At 53.7% G+C, this 18689-nt stretch carries 16 protein-coding genes; 12 read left to right on the top strand and 4 right to left on the bottom strand.

Annotated elements, in window-relative coordinates:
• The first annotated feature begins 145 nt into the window (after positions 1-145).
• From E6C51_RS04310 to E6C51_RS04335, 6 genes are all read left to right on the top strand, one after another.
• A complete protein-coding gene (locus E6C51_RS04310; protein ID WP_146929723.1) occupies positions 146-2035 on the top strand; it encodes a peptidylprolyl isomerase in 1890 nt (629 codons plus the stop codon).
• Positions 2036-2160: 125 nt separating this feature from the next.
• Entirely contained in the window at positions 2161-3183 is a 1023-nt protein-coding gene (gene trpD / locus E6C51_RS04315; RefSeq protein WP_190235163.1) for an anthranilate phosphoribosyltransferase, read from the top strand.
• Positions 3180-3995: an indole-3-glycerol phosphate synthase TrpC gene (trpC, locus tag E6C51_RS04320; RefSeq protein ID WP_190235164.1), complete on the top strand. Its 816-nt coding sequence runs from the start codon at positions 3180-3182 to the stop codon at positions 3993-3995. Before trpD ends, trpC begins: the two co-directional genes overlap by 4 nt.
• Positions 3992-4477: a cyclic pyranopterin monophosphate synthase MoaC gene (gene moaC, locus E6C51_RS04325; protein ID WP_190235165.1), complete on the top strand. Its 486-nt coding sequence runs from the start codon at positions 3992-3994 to the stop codon at positions 4475-4477. The genes trpC and moaC overlap by 4 nt, the downstream gene beginning before the upstream one ends.
• Positions 4477-5694 (top strand): molybdopterin molybdotransferase MoeA, encoded by a 1218-nt coding sequence (locus tag E6C51_RS04330; RefSeq protein WP_190235166.1) that lies wholly within the window; start codon positions 4477-4479, stop codon positions 5692-5694. Before moaC ends, E6C51_RS04330 begins: the two co-directional genes overlap by 1 nt.
• Before the next feature lie 75 nt (positions 5695-5769).
• Positions 5770-6477, top strand: a complete 708-nt coding sequence (locus E6C51_RS04335; RefSeq protein WP_230987060.1) for a phosphatase PAP2 family protein — start codon at positions 5770-5772, stop codon at positions 6475-6477.
• On the opposite strand, the gene E6C51_RS04340 is transcribed toward E6C51_RS04335, so the two are convergent.
• Complete coding sequence (locus E6C51_RS04340) at positions 6462-7916, bottom strand: cobyric acid synthase (protein ID WP_190235167.1); 1455 nt, start codon at positions 7914-7916, stop codon at positions 6462-6464. The two genes, E6C51_RS04335 and E6C51_RS04340, sit on opposite strands and share 16 nt — an antisense overlap.
• Before the next feature lie 409 nt (positions 7917-8325).
• Here E6C51_RS04340 and E6C51_RS04345 point away from each other — a divergent pair, with 409 nt between their 5' ends.
• The 3 genes from E6C51_RS04345 to E6C51_RS04355 all read left to right on the top strand — a co-directional run bounded on the left by E6C51_RS04345 (position 8326) and on the right by E6C51_RS04355 (position 11557).
• Positions 8326-9324, top strand: coding sequence for an ABC transporter substrate-binding protein (locus E6C51_RS04345; RefSeq protein ID WP_146929706.1), 999 nt, complete (start codon positions 8326-8328; stop codon positions 9322-9324).
• 273 nt (positions 9325-9597) lie between these two features.
• Entirely contained in the window at positions 9598-10512 is a 915-nt protein-coding gene (locus E6C51_RS04350) for an ABC transporter permease (RefSeq protein ID WP_146929703.1), read from the top strand.
• The gene (locus tag E6C51_RS04355; RefSeq protein ID WP_190235168.1) at positions 10505-11557 is read left to right on the top strand and encodes a quaternary amine ABC transporter ATP-binding protein; all 1053 of its coding nucleotides are present in this window, start codon (positions 10505-10507) and stop codon (positions 11555-11557) included. Before E6C51_RS04350 ends, E6C51_RS04355 begins: the two co-directional genes overlap by 8 nt.
• Positions 11558-11603: 46 nt before the next feature.
• On the opposite strand, the gene E6C51_RS04360 is transcribed toward E6C51_RS04355, so the two are convergent.
• Positions 11604-12587: a glycosyltransferase family protein gene (locus E6C51_RS04360; RefSeq protein ID WP_190235169.1), complete on the bottom strand. Its 984-nt coding sequence runs from the start codon at positions 12585-12587 to the stop codon at positions 11604-11606.
• 48 nt (positions 12588-12635) lie between these two features.
• Positions 12636-13619: a hypothetical protein gene (locus tag E6C51_RS04365; protein WP_190235170.1), complete on the bottom strand. Its 984-nt coding sequence runs from the start codon at positions 13617-13619 to the stop codon at positions 12636-12638.
• Between the two features lie 229 nt (positions 13620-13848).
• Here E6C51_RS04365 and E6C51_RS04370 point away from each other — a divergent pair, with 229 nt between their 5' ends.
• The 3 genes from E6C51_RS04370 (at position 13849) to E6C51_RS04380 (ending at position 17731) form a co-directional block, all read left to right on the top strand.
• Positions 13849-15597 carry an O-linked N-acetylglucosamine transferase, SPINDLY family protein gene (locus E6C51_RS04370; protein WP_190235171.1) on the top strand — a complete coding sequence of 583 codons (1749 nt, stop codon included), beginning with the start codon at positions 13849-13851 and terminating at the stop codon, positions 15595-15597.
• Positions 15598-15658: 61 nt separating this feature from the next.
• Positions 15659-16006, top strand: coding sequence for a hypothetical protein (locus tag E6C51_RS04375; RefSeq protein WP_190235172.1), 348 nt, complete (start codon positions 15659-15661; stop codon positions 16004-16006).
• 3 nt (positions 16007-16009) lie between these two features.
• Positions 16010-17731, top strand: a complete 1722-nt coding sequence (locus E6C51_RS04380; protein ID WP_190235173.1) for an O-linked N-acetylglucosamine transferase, SPINDLY family protein — start codon at positions 16010-16012, stop codon at positions 17729-17731.
• Positions 17732-17734: 3 nt separating this feature from the next.
• Here the strand turns inward: E6C51_RS04380 and E6C51_RS04385 are convergent, their stop codons facing one another.
• Positions 17735-18490, bottom strand: coding sequence for a phosphodiester glycosidase family protein (locus tag E6C51_RS04385; RefSeq protein WP_230987061.1), 756 nt, complete (start codon positions 18488-18490; stop codon positions 17735-17737).
• Between the last annotated feature and the right edge of the window lie 199 nt (positions 18491-18689).

The following is an 18689-nucleotide window of genomic DNA, read 5'->3' on the forward strand; positions in this document are numbered from 1 at the left end:
CGCTTGCCTGCCACATTGTCCAAGCCCGGCGTTTTGCGCCGGGCTTTTTTCATGGCCTTAGAGCTTCAATTTCCCATAAGTTTGCTTTAAGGAACGGCAACTGCTTCGCATCCAGCGAAGGAAATATGATGAGGTTCTCGTTCTGATGCTCGTTTTCCTGAGAAAAACCGCCGGTACATGGTTTGTAAAAGGGCTTCTCCTTCTCCTTGTCGCATCCTTCGGCGTCTGGGGCATTTCTAGCTCTCTGGTGGGGTCAACCTCCAACAAGGTCATCACCGTCGGTCAGCAGAGCGTCAATGTGAATGATTTCCAGCTGGCTTACAGACGCCAGATGTCGGACCTCAGCCGTCGCTTTGGCACCCAGCTCACCACAGAACAGGCGCGCTCGCTTGGCATCGAGCAACAGGTCTATTCGCAACTGGCAGCCGGTGCCGCCCTCGATCAATTGGCGGCAAACATGGATCTTGGTTTGTCGAAAGATCGCCTGGCGCAGTTGATTGGCGATGATCCGGCCTTCAAGAACAGCAATGGCCAGTTCGACAAGCAATTGTTCTCATCGCGCCTGCGCAATTCCGGTATCCGTGAGGAAGACTACATCACCGAACGCTCAAAAGTTGCTGTCCGCAGCCAGATTGTGGATGCGACAGCAGAGGGCTTTGTAGCGCCCAAGGTTCTGGTTGATGCGCTGAAGCTCTATCGTCAGGAAAGCCGCTCGATTGATTATCTGTTGCTGACAACCGCAACAATCGATCCGATCAAGGCCCCGGATGATGCAACATTGAAAACCTGGTTTGATACGGTCAAGGCCCGCTACCGCGCACCCGAGTATCGCAACTTCACGTATGTCAAGCTGGAGCCAGCCGATATTGCCGACACCAAGGCCATCACAGATGATCAGGTGAAAAAGGAATACGAGACCAACCTCAAGCGTTACGAGGTTGCAGGGACGCGCACCGTAGAGCAGCTGACCTTCCAGACCAAGGAACTGGCGCAGGCTGCCGAGCAGGCATTGAAGTCGGGCAAGACATTCGACCAACTGGTTGCCGATCAGGGCAAAACCGCAACAGACGTCTTGCTTGGTGATTTTTCTCAGGCCGACCTGCCTGACCCGGTTATCGCCAAAGCCGTGTTTGCGGTTGCAAAAGACGGAGAAACCACGCCCGTCGTCGAGGGTTCGTTTGGTCCGGTCATTTTGCGGGTCACCAATATCAAGCCGAACCACACCAAGTCCTTGGACGAAGTTAAGGCACAGATCAGGGAAGACCTTGCAGCAACAGCCGCGGCCGCACAGATCAATGACGTCCATGACCGTTTCGAAGATCTGCGCGCTTCGGGCTCAAGCCTGGAAGAAGCCGCCTCCAAGGTTGGTCTGCATGCCGTGAAGGTTGCGGGCATTGATGCGCAGGGCAACGACAAGGCCGACAAGCCCGTCGATGGTATCCCTGAAAAGCCTCAGCTTTTGAAAACCGTGTTTGAAACGGAAGTTGGAGCGGATCCTCTGCCGCTCAATCTCGGCCGCAGTGGCTACCTATGGTTTGATGTCACGTCTGTTGACGCTCCGCGCGACAGAACGCTTGATGAAGTAAAGGCGAAAGTCATTGCGGATTGGACCACTGAGCAGCAAAAGCAGGCCTTGGGCGCAAAAGCTGAAGCCCTGAAAACAAAGATTGAAAACGGCGAAAAGCTGTCGGATATCGCGTCGGAAACCGGAATTACTGTCGAAACCAAGACTGGCCTGCGCCGCCAGACGGATGATCCGGTGCTTGGCCCTGCCGCCGTGCAAGCTGCATTCCGCGGCCCGGTTGGCACAGTTGGTTCTGCGGTTGGTGCCGATCCGCTCACGCAGATTGTGCTGAAAGTAACCGATATTGAAACCCAACCGACAGGCGATGCTCTGGACCCGCAAGAAAAGCAGATCACGGCACTTGCGAACTCCGCTGGCGACGACATCCTTGATCAGATGGTCGGTGAACTCCAGACAAAATATGGCGTGACCATCAATCAGGCGCTGGCTCAACAAGCTATGGTTCGCTAAGTTCGAGCAAGATGACATCAATCCGGCTTTAGGACGAATTCGGATTGAGACATGAAAAAATCAAGCAGGCTTTGGGCTGACCTTCTAGCCTACAGCCTGTTCCATGCATTGGAGAGCGATCCATTATGAACGGGCTGAAACCATTCATAGCCAAAGTTGCCAACGAGCAGTCACTGAGCCGTGAAGAAGCGTCTGCGGCCTTTGAAATTCTGATGTCTGGCGAGGCAACGCCTGCGCAGATTGGCGGATTTTTGATTGCTCTTCGCATGCGGGGTGAGACCGTGCCGGAAATTGCCGGTGCGGTGTCTGTCATGCGGCAAAAAATGCTGCCGGTGATTGCTCCTGCCGATGCCATCGATATTGTTGGCACCGGCGGTGATGGTACCGGCACCTATAATATTTCGACGCTTGCCGCCATCATCGTGGCCGGTGCAGGCGTGACGGTTGCCAAGCATGGCAACAAGGCGCTCAGCTCCAAATCGGGTGCGGCTGACAGTTTGACAGCGCTTGGGGTTAAGCTTGATATCGACCCTGCGTTGATCGGCCGTTGCATCGAGCAGGCCGGAATCGGCTTCATGTTTGCGCAAATGCATCACGCGGCCATGCGCCATGTGGGTGCAGCCCGTGTTGAGCTTGGAACGCGCACGATATTCAATCTCTTGGGGCCACTGGCCAATCCGGCAGGTGTCAAAAGGCAATTGCTCGGTGTCTATGCACCGGAATGGGTCGAGCCCCTGGCCGAGACCTTGAAAGACCTTGGCTCGACCTCTGTCTGGGTGGTTCATGGCAACGGTCTGGATGAAATTACCACCACAGGCACAACAAAAGTGGCAGCCCTTGAAAATGGCGCAATCAGGACATTTGATCTGACACCAGCCGATTTTGGCGTCGAACAGGTGGACCTCGACAAGCTTAAGGGCGGCGACGGCGAATTTAACGCCAAGGCTTTGCGCGCCGTTTTGAATGGTGCGAAAAACCCTTATCGTGATGTTTCTCTTTGCAATGCCGCCGCAGCATTGGTGATTTCAGGCCGCGCTAAAACGCTTCATGAAGGCATGGAAATCGGTGCACAATCTCTGGACAGTGGTTCCGCGCTTCGGACTCTGGATAAACTGATTGCCGTTTCTAACGGAGGTTCTGTGGTATGAGCGACATTCTAACCAAGATCGAAGCCTACAAGCGCGAGGAAATCGCAGCAGCCAAAGCCGCCATTTCTTTTGCTGACATCAAGGCCAAAGCGGCAGATCAGCCGCCTGCACGCGGTTTCTATAACGCTCTAAAGTCGCGGCAAGACAAGGGCCAGTTTGGCTTGATTGCCGAAATCAAAAAGGCCAGTCCATCAAAAGGATTGATCCGACCCGATTTTGACCCGCCAGCCTTTGCCAAAGCCTATGAAGCAGGCGGTGCTGCCTGCCTTTCGGTGCTTACAGATGCGCCGAGCTTTCAAGGGGCACCGGAGTTTCTCGTGGCGGCCAGAGATGCATGTGCCCTTCCCGCTCTGCGCAAGGATTTCATGTTTGATGCCTATCAGGTTTTCGAAGCGCGGGCCTGGGGGGCTGATTGCATCTTGTTGATCATGGCATCTCTCAATGACGCAGAAGCGGCCGAACTGGAAGGTGAAGCGCTGTCACTTGGCATGGATGTGCTGATCGAGGTGCATGACGAAGCGGAATTGGAGCGGGCGTTGAAGCTCACCTCCACGCTGGTTGGCATCAACAATCGCAATCTGCGGACCTTTGAGGTCGATCTTGCTGTGAGCGAGAGGCTTTCCGCCATGGTTCCCTCAGACCGACTTCTGGTCGGTGAAAGTGGAATTTTTACCCACGACGATTGCAAGCGCCTGCAAGCCGCCAACATCACCACCTTCCTTGTGGGTGAAAGTCTTATGCGCAAAGATGACGTGGCGGCAGCCACCCGCGCGCTTTTGACTGGCTCAAGCCAGAGCATTCCGGCAGAATGAGCGGCCTTACCCATATTGGTGCCTCTGGTGAGGCACATATGGTCGATGTCGGTGACAAGGCCGAGACGGTGCGTACCGCAATTGCCGAGGGCCATATCAAGATGGCCCAAAGCACCCTTAGCTTGATCCGTGAAGGCAATGCCAAAAAGGGCGATGTCATTGGCACAGCAAGGCTGGCAGGCATCATGGCGGCCAAACGCACTGCCGATCTTATACCGCTGTGCCACCCCCTGATGTTGAGCAAGGTCAGCGTTGACATTGTTGAAGACGAAACTCTTCCCGGCCTGCGCGTCACAGCAACAGTGAAGCTGACGGGTAAAACCGGTGTTGAAATGGAAGCGTTGACGGCGGTGTCAGTCGCGTGTTTGACCATCTACGATATGGCCAAGGCTGCCGATAAGACCATGGAAATCGGCGGAATTCACGTGGCGAAGAAGACCGGCGGCAAATCTGGAGATTTTCATTTTCCGGAGACACTGTGATGGCATTACTGCCCGTGGAAGAGGCGCAAGCCCGCCTGTTGAGCACAGCAACTCCCATTGCGCGCGTGGAAACCCTGCCCCTGGCTTTAGCGAAAAACCGTATTTTGGCCGAAACGCTCACCGCCCACCTCACCCAACCGCCGTTTGATGCATCGGCGATGGATGGCTACGCACTGCGGGCCGAGGATGCTGCAAGCGTTGGCGCAGAACTTAAGGTGATCGGCGTATCAGCCGCAGGTCATGGTTTTGATGGAACACTCAACGCCGGGGAATGTGTACGAATTTTCACCGGCGCACCGGTACCGGCAGGTGCAGATTGCATTCTGCTTCAGGAAGATGCTGAAAAACTCGATGATGGCGCGCGTATCCGCACTGCATTTTCGGTTTCGAAAGGGCGGCATATTCGGCCAATGGGGCAGGATTTTCGCATAAGCGACGCGCTGCTGCCCGCTGGAGCGCGACTGGATTATACCCGGCTGATGCTGGCGGCTGCGACAAACAATGCCACCGTTAACGTCTATAAGAAGCCGCTGGTGGCAGTTTTGGCAACGGGAGATGAGCTGGTTTTGCCCGGCACCACCCCCGGCCCCAGCCAGATCATTGCTTCTAACAGCTTTGCGCTGCATGCACTGTGCGACGATTTGGGTGCAGACGTGCTGGATCTTGGGCTGGTTGCCGATCAGCATGATGCGATTAAGGCCGCTGTCCGACGTGCTGAACTGGCCGGTGCGGATGTGCTTGTCACCACGGGTGGCGCATCAGTCGGCGATCATGATCTGGTGCAGTCTGCCCTTACTGCCGCTGGCATGGTGCTGGATTTCTGGAAAATTGCCATGCGACCCGGAAAGCCGCTCATGGTTGGGCGGCTTGGCGGCATGCATGTTCTGGGCCTTCCCGGCAACCCTGTTTCCAGCATGGTGTGCAGCCTGTTGTTTCTGGAACCCTTGCTTTGCCATCTGGCCCACCAGCCTCTCCCCAAGCGGCGCGTGAACGTCAAAATCAATGCGCCCCTTCCTGCCAATGATCAGCGGCAGGACTATCTTCGTGCTCGCCTTGAAAGCCAGCAGGATGGTTCCTTTCTTGCCACGCCGTTTGGCAAGCAGGATTCATCGATGATGAATGTCTTGGCCAATGCCGATGCGCTTCTCATTCGCCCGCCCTTTGCACCTGAATTGACGCCCGGCGAGGACTGCACCGCTTTGCTTCTGCGGGTTTGATGGCGAAATAATAATGGCTTGCTCTTGTTGATATGCGCGCAATTCCTATCTCCCGATAAAACAAGGAGATAGGAATTGAAGTTTCTGCCCGTCATTGTCCGCGATAGAATTGAGCCACGCCTTCTTGCGAGCTTAACTGTGCTTGTGGGTCTCGTTTTGCTGTTTATCACGATAGCGGATGAGGTGTTTGAACAAGATACCCATGCATTTGACAAGGCCGTTTTGCTGGCGCTTCGCATCACCAGCGATCCATCCCAGATGATCGGTCCGCAATGGCTGGCACTGGCCTTTCGTGACATCACCAGCCTTGGCGGTTTCACCGTCATTACGATGGTGACATCCCTGAGCGTGCTTTATCTGCTGGTGGCTGGCAAAACGCGCAATGCTATCGTTCTGGCCTTGGCAATTTCACTGGGTGCCGTTGCCGAGAGCAGCCTGAAACTGCTGTTTTCAAGGGCAAGACCCGATGTGGTGCCGCATCTGGTCGAGGTGCAAACCATGAGTTTTCCGAGCGGTCATGCCATGATGTCGGCGATTACCTATCTGACACTGGGGGCGATGCTGGCGCGCGCACAACCCAACCGACGTTTGCGCATCTTCATCATCTCCGTCGGCGTCTTTCTAACCGTATCGATTGGCCTCAGCCGCGTGTTCCTTGGCGTACACTGGCCCACCGATATTCTGGCGGGATGGACGATCGGCGGTGCCTGGGCACTGGCCACATGGATGATCGCCGATGCTTTGTCGCGCCGCAAACCCGATCAACCTCAGCCCATCAACTGATCGATCCAGTCTCGATCAAGCACCGTTTCCAACTCCATCGCGACATCGTCCAGCGCACGCTCGACGCTGTCGCGATAATTTTCCGTGGTGTCGCTCAAACCGAAGCTACGCAGGAGCGCGGTTCGATAGGCGTCATTGGCAAAAAGTCCATGAAGGTAAGTGCCCATCACCCGACCATCAATCGATGTGGCACCATCATTTCGCCCCTGAATGCTCAAGGCGGGGCGTTGGCAATCTGGCCCCGTTGTACGCCCCAGATGAATTTCATAACCACTCAGCGCCACATCATAATCCAGCGCATGGGCGCGGCTATTGCGCACTGTTTTTTCCGGTGCCATTTCAGTCTCGACATCCAACAGACCCAGACCCGTCACCTGACGTGGCTCTCCCTCCAGTCCAAGTGGATCGGACACGGAATTACCCAACATTTGATAGCCGCCGCAAATGCCAATGATGCGCCCCCCACGACGACGGTGCATTTGCAAATCACGATCCCAGCCTTGGCTGCGTAAATCCTCTAAATCTCCAATGGTGGATTTCGATCCTGGCAAAATCACCAGTGCTGCATCTGAAGGCAAAGGTTCGCCGGGCCGCACATAACACAGCTCTACCGCAGGTTCAGAGGCAAGCGGGTCAAAATCATCAAAATTGGCGATGCGAGACAACACGGGAATGGCAATTTTCAACGCGCCATCGGCCCTGCGCGTAAGACGCTCAAGCGCCACTGAATCTTCTGAAGGCAGTCGGCTCGCAGATTTCAGCCACGGCACGACGCCAAAGCAGGACCAGCCGGTGAAACCATCAATGGCAGAGATACCTTCCCGAAACAGGCTTTGATCGCCCCTGAACTTATTGATAATATAGCCCGAAATCATAGAGAGGTCTTCGGCTGGCAAAATGGCATGGGTGCCCACCAGCGACGCAATAACGCCGCCGCGGTCAATATCTCCCACCAGCACAACCGGCACATTGGCCTTTGTGGCAAAGCCCATATTGGCAATATCGCCAGCGCGCAAATTGATCTCGGCAGGTGAACCAGCCCCTTCCACAATCACCAGATCAGCACCGGCCTTGACCTCCTCAAAGCTCTCGAGAACAGAACTCAGCAATTGCGGCTTCAACCTCTGATAGTCCCTCCCCTTGGCCTGACCAAAGACTTTTCCCTGAACGATAATCTGACTGCCCACTTCACTTTGCGGCTTTAGCAGCACCGGATTCATATGCACGGAAGACGGCACGCCGCAGGCCAGCGCTTGCAGCCATTGCGCCCGGCCTATCTCTCCGCCGTCGTCAGAAACCGCAGCATTGTTGGACATGTTTTGCGGCTTGAAAGGCCGCACCACCATGCCTTTCAGGCGAGCCAACCGGCACAATCCGGCCACCAGAACGGTCTTGCCGACATCAGAGCCAGTGCCTTGCAACATCACGGTGCGCGTCATGCTTCACACATCGTATTTCGTTCAAACCAGCATTTTGTCTTCAGCAAAATCATCGGGGCCGCGCACTCCAGAAGGCATTTTCCAACCGTTATGGCCCAGCCCAACAGCCAATGCAATGCGCCTTCGCTCAGCGACCTATCCCCTTGCAGGGCAAGGCAAAGCTGTCGAAACAATGGCTTTTCTGCGACATTATTTTGAATAAAATAACTCAGAGCGGTTGATTTATCTGACAAAACCCCTACCCTTAAAAAGGTCGCAAATAGATGAGGCGGAGTAAATCCCCGTCCGCGCCATTCATGTTGAGGCTATTGATTAGCCTTAACCATCAAACACACTCTGTGATCTGAGGCTGTTCTATCACCTCACGGTCCGTTTGTTATGAGACACTGAAAAAGGATATATCCACGACATGAGGACACTTCTCGTTTCCACAATACTCACCGCAGGATTCATTGGTTTGACCGGCACTGCGCAGGCCGCCGACTGTGGCAAAGTTTCCATTGCGGAGATGAACTGGGCCTCGGCTGGGGTTGCAGCAAACATAGATAAAATCATTCTGGAAAACGGTTATGGCTGCCAGGTAGAACTGGTCACCGGCGACACAATTCCAACATTCACCTCCATGACTGAGAAATCCGAGCCTGACATGGCGCCCGAATTGTGGGTCAATGCTGTTCAGGAGCCGCTTGCAAAGGCCATTGCTGACGACAAAATCGTCAAGGTCACGCAAATTCTGACCGATGGTGGCGTTGAAGGCTGGTGGATTCCGAAGTTCATCGCGGATGCCCATCCCGACATCAAGACCGTTGAGGACGCATTAAAGCATCCAGAGCTGTTTCCAGCACCGGAAGATGCATCCAAGGGCGCTGTTACCAATTGCCCGGCTGGATGGGGCTGCCAGATCACCACGGCTAACCTTTATAAAGCCATCAAAGCGGACACCAAAGGCTTTCAGTTGGTCAGCAGCGGCTCTGCTGCGGGTCTGGATGGCTCGATTGCCCATGCCTTTGAAAAGAAAATCGGCTGGCTTGGCTACTATTGGGCACCCACCGCCATTCTTGGCAAATATGACATGGTCAAGCTGAGCTTTGACACAAAATTTGACAAGGAGGCCTGGGACAAGTGCATCACAGTTGCTGATTGCGCCGATCCAAAGCTGAATTCCTATCCGGTTGCTGAAGTTGATACGGTTGTAACCAAAAAGTTTGCCGATCGCGCTGGCGTGGCCATGGATTACATCAAGGCACGCAAGTGGGATAACGCCACTGTTGGCAAAGTACTCGCCTGGATGAGCGACAATCAGGCCGATAATGCTGATACGGCAAAATACTTCCTGGAGACCTATCCAGATGTTTGGACCAAATGGGTTTCCCCTGAGGTTGCAGAAAAGGTGAAGGCTGAACTTTAAGTCTGAGCCATAGTCGATCAATAGGGAGTGGGCGAATATTTTGCCCACTCTTTTCATTCGAACGCGGTGTGGCGACAAGTTTGAAAAGGTGATGGTCTCGCAAAAAACGGCCTGAAACAGGCGCTTTAGCCCTCTGGCCCGGTGAAAGAACATCGATTTTCCAGACGTTGCCGCCATTGCATGCCTATCAAGCAAACCGCAAATTAATTAGACGCGGCCCCCGCGCGCCCAACATCTTGACGCGCGCCGGGTCTTTACTGAAAAGGAAAGCATATGGCACTTGCTATTTGCAGCTCCCTCCCCGCCGTACTCTGCCAGTTTCCGTCTATCGACAGCGGCAGCATGCGCATTTTCAAAAAAACAGTCGATACGGGGTTTAAAACGTTTGTTCGCGCTTATGGCGATTTTTTAGACAATCTTCTGCACCCGCTACAGCTGTTTCTCAATTGGCTGCAAAGCCTGTTTGTGAACACGCCATGGATCATCATGATCCTCGCGCTCTGCGCAATTGTCTATTTTGTGAGCCGTGATTGGAAAACCACCTTTGGCACAGCCATTGCCATGATGGTGATTGGCCTCACAGGCCTTTGGAAAGACACGATGGTAACCCTGTCCATGGTTACCGTCTGCACGATTTGTTCAATTGTCATCGGCATTCCCGTGGGCATCTGGATGGCCCGTTCCGATCGGGTTCAATCGATCTTCAATCCGGTGCTGGATGTCATGCAGACCATGCCGAGCTTTGTCTATCTCATTCCCGTGGTGATGATTTTTGGTATCGGCAAAGTGCCGGGTCTGATCGCGGTGGTGATCTACGCTGTTGCGCCGATTATCCGCCTGACCAATCTTGGTATCCGGCTTGTCAGCCGGGACGCCATTGAAGCGGCTGATGCCTTTGGCTCTTCCGAGCGGCAAAAGCTGTTCAATGTGCAGATTCCGCTGGCACTACCCAACATCATGGCGGGTATCAACCAAACCATCATGATGTCGCTGGCCATGGTGGTCATCGCCTCCATGATCGGCGTTGGTGGTCTTGGCAAGAATGTGTTGCAGGCGATTACCAATCAGTTTTTCACCATTGGTTTTCTCAACGGCTTTGCTCTGGTGGCCATTGCCATCATCTTTGATCGCACAAGTCAGGCCTATGGCCGTCGCCTGCAAAAACATACGGAGGTGATTCATGGCTAGTCACGGCATACAAATCCGCAATCTCTACAAAATCTTTGGGCCAGACGAGAAAAAGCATATCGACGCTGTTCGAGATGGCATCACCAAAGTCGAGCTCAATGATCGCTATAACCATGTCCTCGGCCTGCGTGACATCAATATCGACATGCCAGCCGGTGAGATTACCGTGGTGATGGGGCTTTCTGGCTCAGGCAAATCCACATTGATCCGCCATATCAATCGGCTGATCGATCCGACAGCGGGCGAAGTGCTCTACGATGGCGTGGATGTGTGCAGCATGAATGCCGCAGAATTGCAAAGCTTTCGCCGCCATAAAACCGCGATGGTGTTTCAGAAATTCGGCCTGCTGCCGCATCGCACGGTGATGGAAAACGTCGTCTATGGGCTTGATATTCAAGGCATGCCCCGCAGCGAAAGCACAAAAAAAGGTCAGCATTGGATTGATCGGGTGGGCCTTGCCGGATTTGAGACCAATTACCCCAACCAGCTTTCCGGCGGCATGCAGCAACGGGTCGGGCTGGCGCGCGCACTCGCCAATGATGCCGATATTCTGTTGATGGATGAGGCCTATTCGGCACTTGATCCACTGATCCGTGTTGATATGCAAACCGTGCTGCTGGATTTGCAGCAAGAGCTTAACAAAACCGTGGTGTTCATTACCCACGATCTGGACGAGGCCTTGCGGCTGGGCGACAAGATCGCAATTTTGCGCGATGGCGAGGTGGTGCAGCAGGGCAGCGGACAGGACATTGTGCTTCGCCCCGCCGACGACTACATCGCTTCCTTCGTTAAGGAAGTGAACCGTGGGCGCGTTATCAAAATTGGCACGGTGATGGAGCCTTTGAACCAGAACACCGGCAATCTTAAACTCTCATCGCGCACCACGCTGGAAGAGGCGGCGCGCACAATGGTAGAGCAATCTGCCATCAGCGCTCAGGTCACGGACCGTACGGGCAAGGTCGTCGGCGCTGTGGACCTATCCCTTATCATTTCAGCGATGGTGTCTCCGGCCAAGAGCCCCGAAATTCCAGTTGCGGCTGAGTGAATGAAGAGCGGGCGGCGGGATACTTGCGCTGCCCGCATTGATAGAATCACGACATAGAAATTGCCTGCCGAAAAAATGTTATATATCGGTCTTTCAAGCCGGCTTGTACGCGATCAATCAAGAGCAATGCCATTTGAAAACGCATGAAGCTGTCGCTTTCTTCCGCGATCATTTCGCACAAATAAAGGCACTCATTATCAAGACCCTGTGGTGCGGCGGATACCCTGCTGATAAAATCAAGCAAAAGACCGGAACTCAGCCGCGCCAACAAAGCCTGCTTCTCGTCCTGAGGTAAATCAACAACCGCCGACGACACCAGAACATAGAGATCAAGATAAACGAACAGGCGATCCCAGCGTGCTGCGGACGGAGGCAATCCGGCACCCACATAAAGATCAATCAACGCCTGCTGCGCTGCGGCAGGATCAGCCCAACGGCCCAGGGTGTAGCTGTAGAGAATTGATGGGTCGTGCAGCATTTTGCCACTTGCCAGCAGTGCCAAAGCCACCGCCCAATCGGTATAACTGCCACGGGTTGGATGATAGGCCGCTATAAATGAGATTGCCTGCAAAAAAGTCTGACGGCGATAGAGGCTGTAATATCCAGTATTATCGCCCTTTGCATTCTCCAGATAGAGCTTCAACCGCTCTGCCGGATCATCGCTCTCGAACCCGCAACCCTTTGTTTTCAAGACCCTGCCATCTTCACCGCGCAATTCGACAAGAGGAACCACGCCAGCAAAATCATTTGAAAGCCCCGTCAAATCAATTGGCATCGACCCAACTGAACTCGATATAAAGTCGTCGTCACCAATCGGCATGACAAAGGGCGTGTTGGCAGCGCTTACCGCGACAAGCAGATTGGCTATCGCCGTTTTTTCCTGGCTTTGAATATAAATCACGCGATCAGAGATTTGCTCATAATAAGCACGCTTTGCAGGGTCGCCGGAATTATCTGCAATCACAAGATAGCAGTTGCGTTGCTGGCAAAATTGCACGGCGCTGTCGATTGATGTTGCGGCCGAAGTCAAGGGCCTGTTGCTCGGCAAGCATAGCGTAAGACTGGTCATAGCTCTAAACTAAGCTCCATTTATCGCAGCTTGAATAAAGGCAATATATTTATCCTTGAGGCCCGGCTGCGCGCGTTCGATCATCAACAAACCAAGCTGAAACTGGGTGAAACTATCGCTTTCATCCAGCACCATTTCAGCGAGCGCACCAATGCCCTCTTCATATTGCTCGGGTGCCTCTGCCACATCGGCAATAAAGCGGGCCAGCAGGATATTAACGGCCACTTTGCCAAGCCGTTGGCGTTCATCAATCGACAGAGGAGATCCGACACGGTTGATCAGGACGAAAACGTCCAGAAACATGAAAAGCCGCTCATATTTCATAGCGCTTTGCGGCAAGCCTGCCCGGGCAAACAAATCTTTGCGATGGGCCAGAATTTCTGCTTTTGTTGCCCACTTGGCCATATTGTAGCGATAATGAATGCTCGGATCACTGGCCATTTTGCCGGAGGTGAAGAGCGAAATCGCCAGTGCCCAATCACTAAAACCTGCTAGCGTTGGATGGAATCGCAAGAACAAATCAAAGGTCGACAACCAGAGATCGCGGCGGAAGATCGAATAGAAGCCTCCGTTTTGCATGGCGGCAAAATCGAAATAGGCCAGCATGCGCTCTGAAGCATCGTCTTGCTCTAACGACAACACACTGACAGGGCCTTGCTGTTCTGGCGATAAGAAGGTCTCGATCGCAGGGAAAACACCAGCATAGTCAAAGGCGATATCCGCGAGATCGAAAGGTGTGCCTCCCTCTTCGGCGATAATCAGATCGTCATCGCCCATAAGCATGATGAACGGCGTTTCAGCCGCCTGCACGGCAAGCATCATATTGTCATTGGCGGTCTGGGCTTCGCTTTTCAGATAGGTAAGACAGGCCGATTTGCCTTCCCAAAAACGTCTCTTCTCATCGTCGCCGGAATTATCTGCAAGGTTCAGACACGCGCCGCGCTTTTCGCAAAAGGCAAGCGCGCTCTCGATTGCAGCAAAGGAGTCCTTCATATTTCGCCGGCTGGGCATGCAAATCGTCAATTCTGACATTCTAAAACTCCAAAGAACAATAAGCGCGCGGTCCGGCTCACTCGTTCAACAATCGAATCTGTTTTATAGCTCAAGATATCGTCAACCGACGGCTAGGGCATTGTCAACTCAGAGGCGACGGTACGGACAAGCTTCGCGCTAGCTTCAGTCGCCAGTTATCAGCCGATTGGAATCCGGGTCTGGTACCGATATGACAAATTCTCTGAAAGCAGCAATAGCACATTATACAGCAAAGGATTTCGAGGCCGCTGTCGCCATTCTCGAACGCTGCCTGCAAGCGAAACCACTGCCGTTGCAAGGCCTGCTGATGCTGGGACAAAGCTACACCAAGCTGGAGCGAAATGCCGAGGCCGCCCAGTGCTTTGTGGCGGCAGCAAAAGAGCCTGGAGCACAACCCGCGCTGCTTTTGTCGCTTGCGCTCGCCTTGCTGCGCCAAGCCGGAGACACCTGGCAGGCTTTTCTGGTCGCCCGTGAACTCCATCGCATAGATCCGCGCGACAAAGAAGCGGCGCATGTTTACCGCCACTTTATCCACCATTGGCTGAACATTGAAGAGCTGCGCCAATCCGATGCCAGACAACGCGAGGGTCTTCAAAGAAACGACGAAATTGCAATGGGCTCGGAAACCCTGCTTAATCACATTGCCTGGTGCGGCGATGAAGCGCTGAACCAAGCCGTGACGCAGATGCAAAACGCAACGCCCTTCACCGAAGACAGCCGGGCAAAACGCCGAGCGAGACCCCATATTTTTGGCGAAAAGCCGCGGATCGGCTATCTCTCGAACGACCTTTCCGATTGCCATGCCACAACAATCCTGATGCAGGGCATGTTTGATTATCACGACAGCGCGGCTGTGGAATTCACTTTCTTTTGTTTCACCTCTGACGCTTTGATTGCTGCCGATGGCCGATTTCGGCAAAGACATGCTTCAAGGATCGTGCAAATCGGCCATCTTTCGACCCAAGAGGCACATGATCTCATCCGCGCCCACAATATTGATATCCTTGTCGACTTGAAGGGGCATACTCTTGGCGCATGGATTGATCTGGTCAACAGCGGCCCTGCGCCCATTCAGGTGGCCTATATTGGTTTTCCCGGCTCCGGCAACGGCATTGATTGTGATTATATTTTGTCCGATGCCATTGTAACGCCGCCAACGAGCGCTCCATACTATCACGAAAAATTCTGCCTCCTGCCGGAGAGCTATCAGCCGAACGACAATATCAATCGGTCACTGTTGCCGCCAACGCCGCGCGCTCATCTCGGTTTGCCCGCGGATAAATTCATTTTCAACTCCAGCAATACGATCCGCAAGATCACGCCGGAAACATTCGATTTATGGATGGAGATCCTGAAAAGAACCGGAAACAGCCTGCTATGGATGATGGGCGAGCGCGAAGAGAGCAACCGCAATTTTCTCGAAAGCGTTGCTCATGCGGGTGTGGACCCGGCACGAATCATCCTTGCCTCCAAAGCCACGTATAATGATCACATCGCCCGCATGCCTGCGGCAGATCTTGGCCTCGACACCTTCCCGTACAATGGCCATACCACCACATCGGATGCGCTATGGGCCGGTCTGCCGGTTCTCACCAAGAAAGGCACCAATTTCGCCTCCCGTGTTTCAGAAAGCCTTCTCAAAGCGCTGGGCATTCCTGAACTGGTTGCCAAGGACGACGAGGATTTCATCAACATCGCCGTAGATTTGAGCCAAAATCGCAACGCGCTGCTGACAATCCGACAGAAAATCCACGATAATCGTTTTATGGCACCTTTGTTTGACAGCGAAAGAAGTGCGCGCCATGTGGAGGACGCCTTTCGCATGATGATTGAGCGCGCATCGCAAGGCTTGCCGCCGGATCATTTGCATGTCGCTGCCCGGCCGCCGCGAACAAAACCATTCATTCCGGGCAAAATGACAAGCTCGGCTCAAGCGTGAGCTGTATAAACGCAATAGATCATATAAAGACAGCAGCTTGAACAAAAAGCAGGAGATCGTCATGCCCACAGCCAACTTTCCAGATCGCGAAACCGTTGCTGCAAAACTCTCGACACTGGGCGACGACGACATTGAATTTCTGAAACTTCTGCTGGAAAATCCCGCTCAGGACGAGTGCCTGACGGAAGGCCTATTTGTATATCTGGAAAATGCTGCACAATCGCGCTTTTTGAACTCGCTCAAGCTCGGGCGTTGTGGTGAATGGCTTGGAAACAACGCCCCTGGACGGTTGCAAATTCGCCTGATGGAAATGGCGCGCTCCAGTCAACATGCCGCCTATCAGGCCTTTCGTGACGGGCTGGTCCGCTCCGGCGGTCTCGAGCGCGCCTACCCTAAATCGGCACTTTGAAACATGGCCCCTTCCAACAGTTTTGTGCAGGCGCTTCAAGCCTATAAAGCCGGCAATCTCACCAAATGCCTCCGTCTGCTGGCACCGCTTTTGAAAAATCGGGTGCTGGACGGCAATATTCTGCTTGTTGCTGCACAATGCCATGCAAAACTGGATCAGAAAATACAGGCCGCCGAGCTGTACATGCGCGCGGCGGAAGCTTTGCCGGACAATAAATCCATGTTTCTGTTGATGGCAGCAAGGCTGTTTCAACAGGCCAAAGACAATGACCGTGCACTGGAGACCGCAAAGGCTGCCGCCGCCAGCGGTCCCTTCTCCGTTGAGGTGCAAAATACTCTCAGGCGTCTGTTGCGCGATCAGCTCGCTCTTGTTGATATTCCGTTGAGCGATGCGGCTGTGATGAATGGGATAGCATCCGGCAATGCCGAATTTTTCGCGGTTGATGATCCTTATGAGCATCTGTTGTGGTGCGGAGACGAAGCAATCAACAGCCAGCAGACCCGAATGGCCGCTGGCACCCCTTTCACGCCTGTTTCAAAACAGCAAAGACGGGCCATGCCGCACCAGCATGGCGAAAAAATTAAGGTCGGTTATCTCTCTGCCGATTATTCGGATCAGCATCCGACGATGCGACTGTTTCAGTCGGTTCTGCTTTCCCACGATCCGACCCGGTTTGACATACATCTCTTTTGCCACACCGAAGCGCCCATCGTTGCCACCGATCGCGGCATGCGTCAAACCTACCCCAATCTGCATGTCATCACAGATATGGATGACGATGCGGCCTGCGCCTACATCCGCAGTTTCGATCTCGATATTCTGGTGGATTTAAAAGGCCACACCAAGGATGTCCGCGTGGATCTGATCAATAGAGGGCTTGCGCCTTTGCAGGCGGCTTACCTTGGCTTTCCGGGCTCGGCCTATGGCATTGATTGCGATTACATCATTTCCGATCCGATTGTGACGCCGGATAGCGCCCGCCCCTATTACCACGAAAAACTGTGCCGCCTGCCGGAATGCTATCAGGCCAATGATAACCGCCACCGGCTGCTGGTCCCGGCTGCATCACGCGCCTCCCTTGGTTTGCCAGAGGATGCTTTTGTGCTGGCATCCTTCAATGCCGCACGCAAGATTTCACCCTTTACCGCGCAATTGTGGGCGCGGGTGATGGCAACTATTCCTGATTCAGTTCTGTGGATTCTGTGCGAAGGTCAGTCGCGACAATCCAACCTGATTGATTTCATGGGAAAAAACGGCATTGCGCCAGACCGCTTGTTTTTTGCCGATACCGCCATCTACAGCGACCACATTGCCAGACTGCAAGCGGCAGACCTCGGGCTTGATACCTATCCCTATAACGGCCACACCACGACATCAGACAAGCTCTGGGCCGGATTGCCGGTGATCACCTTCAAAGGCAGCAATTTCGCCTCGCGGGTGTCTGAGAGCCTGCTGACAGCACTTGGTGTACCTGAACTCGTGGCAAACGACGCTGACCATCTGGTTGATCTTGCTGCCTCCCTTGCACAAGACCGTGCGCGTCTCGAAGCCATTTGGCAGAAAATAGCCGATAATCGCTTTGTCGCACCGCTGTTTGACACCGAGCGCTTCACCCGCCATCTGGAGTGCGCATTTGAGATGATGGTGGAGCGTGAGAAAGCTGGCCTGGAACCAGATCATATCGATGTCGCACCACTGCCGCCAAGAAATGCGCCTTTTCAGTGAGGCTCAATGGGGCACAGTGCCAATCACGGCAATAATCGGCCCCAAAGGATGGGCGTGATCGATACGTCCCTCTGTCGGTTCGGCAAGGCTCGATATGGTGCCATCCAGAAACAGCGCATTCGGTGTATCCAGTGAATCGCGAAAAAATGCGGCCATATCATAGAATCGCACCGGCTGATTGCTCATGACAAAGACAACCTGTTTGTTGCGATCCACGCCCACTCCGTTGCGAATTTTGAGGCTATCGCTGTCCGCTAGAAATTTCGGATGGATCATCCCATCAATCACCAGCATGGGGCCGGATTGGGTGGCAAAGTCTGGCTCGATTGATTTTGTCAGGTAGCTTTGCGTTTCCAGCACGCCAGCCTCGCCCCCTTTGACATAAAAAACACCATTGGGCTTCAAGAAAAAATTGCCCCAACCATCTTCTGTGCGCGCTGGCTTGCGGACTATGCCATAGCTGACAAACAGGCCAACTGGACTGAGATCAGGTTCATACATGCCGCCATTTGTGGCAAACAACAGCGTATGACGCTCTGCCCAAAGCTGGGTTATCAGCGGATAGAACCCACCAAAGGCTTCGCCACCGGGCGCTCTATCATAGATTCGGATGGTTTGCTGTGACGGATCAAATCGGCAGACGCGATAGCTTGCGTCCGAAAAGGTTTCATCGGTGCAGCCATCAGCAAGGGATGCAGAATATGCAGAGCCTGGCGAAACGGCCCACAGAATAGCCAATACAAATGCCGTATTTTTCAATATGCCTCTCTCACATTCGCAGCATGAAGGACACCTTCATCTATCAGGTTTAACGCCCCCTATAAGAGGCGAACATCATGATGGCAGGATGGCAACAAGACGAAAGCAGCGATGATCGTTCGCCAACAGCCCCGGTAAAAATTGCGATTCCTGTTCTTGTCTGCTATCGACCCATAATGATGATGGCAACACGCCATAA

It is taken from the genome of Gillisella terrae, from assembly GCF_004801395.1.
GTDB lineage: Bacteria > Pseudomonadota > Alphaproteobacteria > Rhizobiales > Rhizobiaceae > Allorhizobium > Allorhizobium terrae.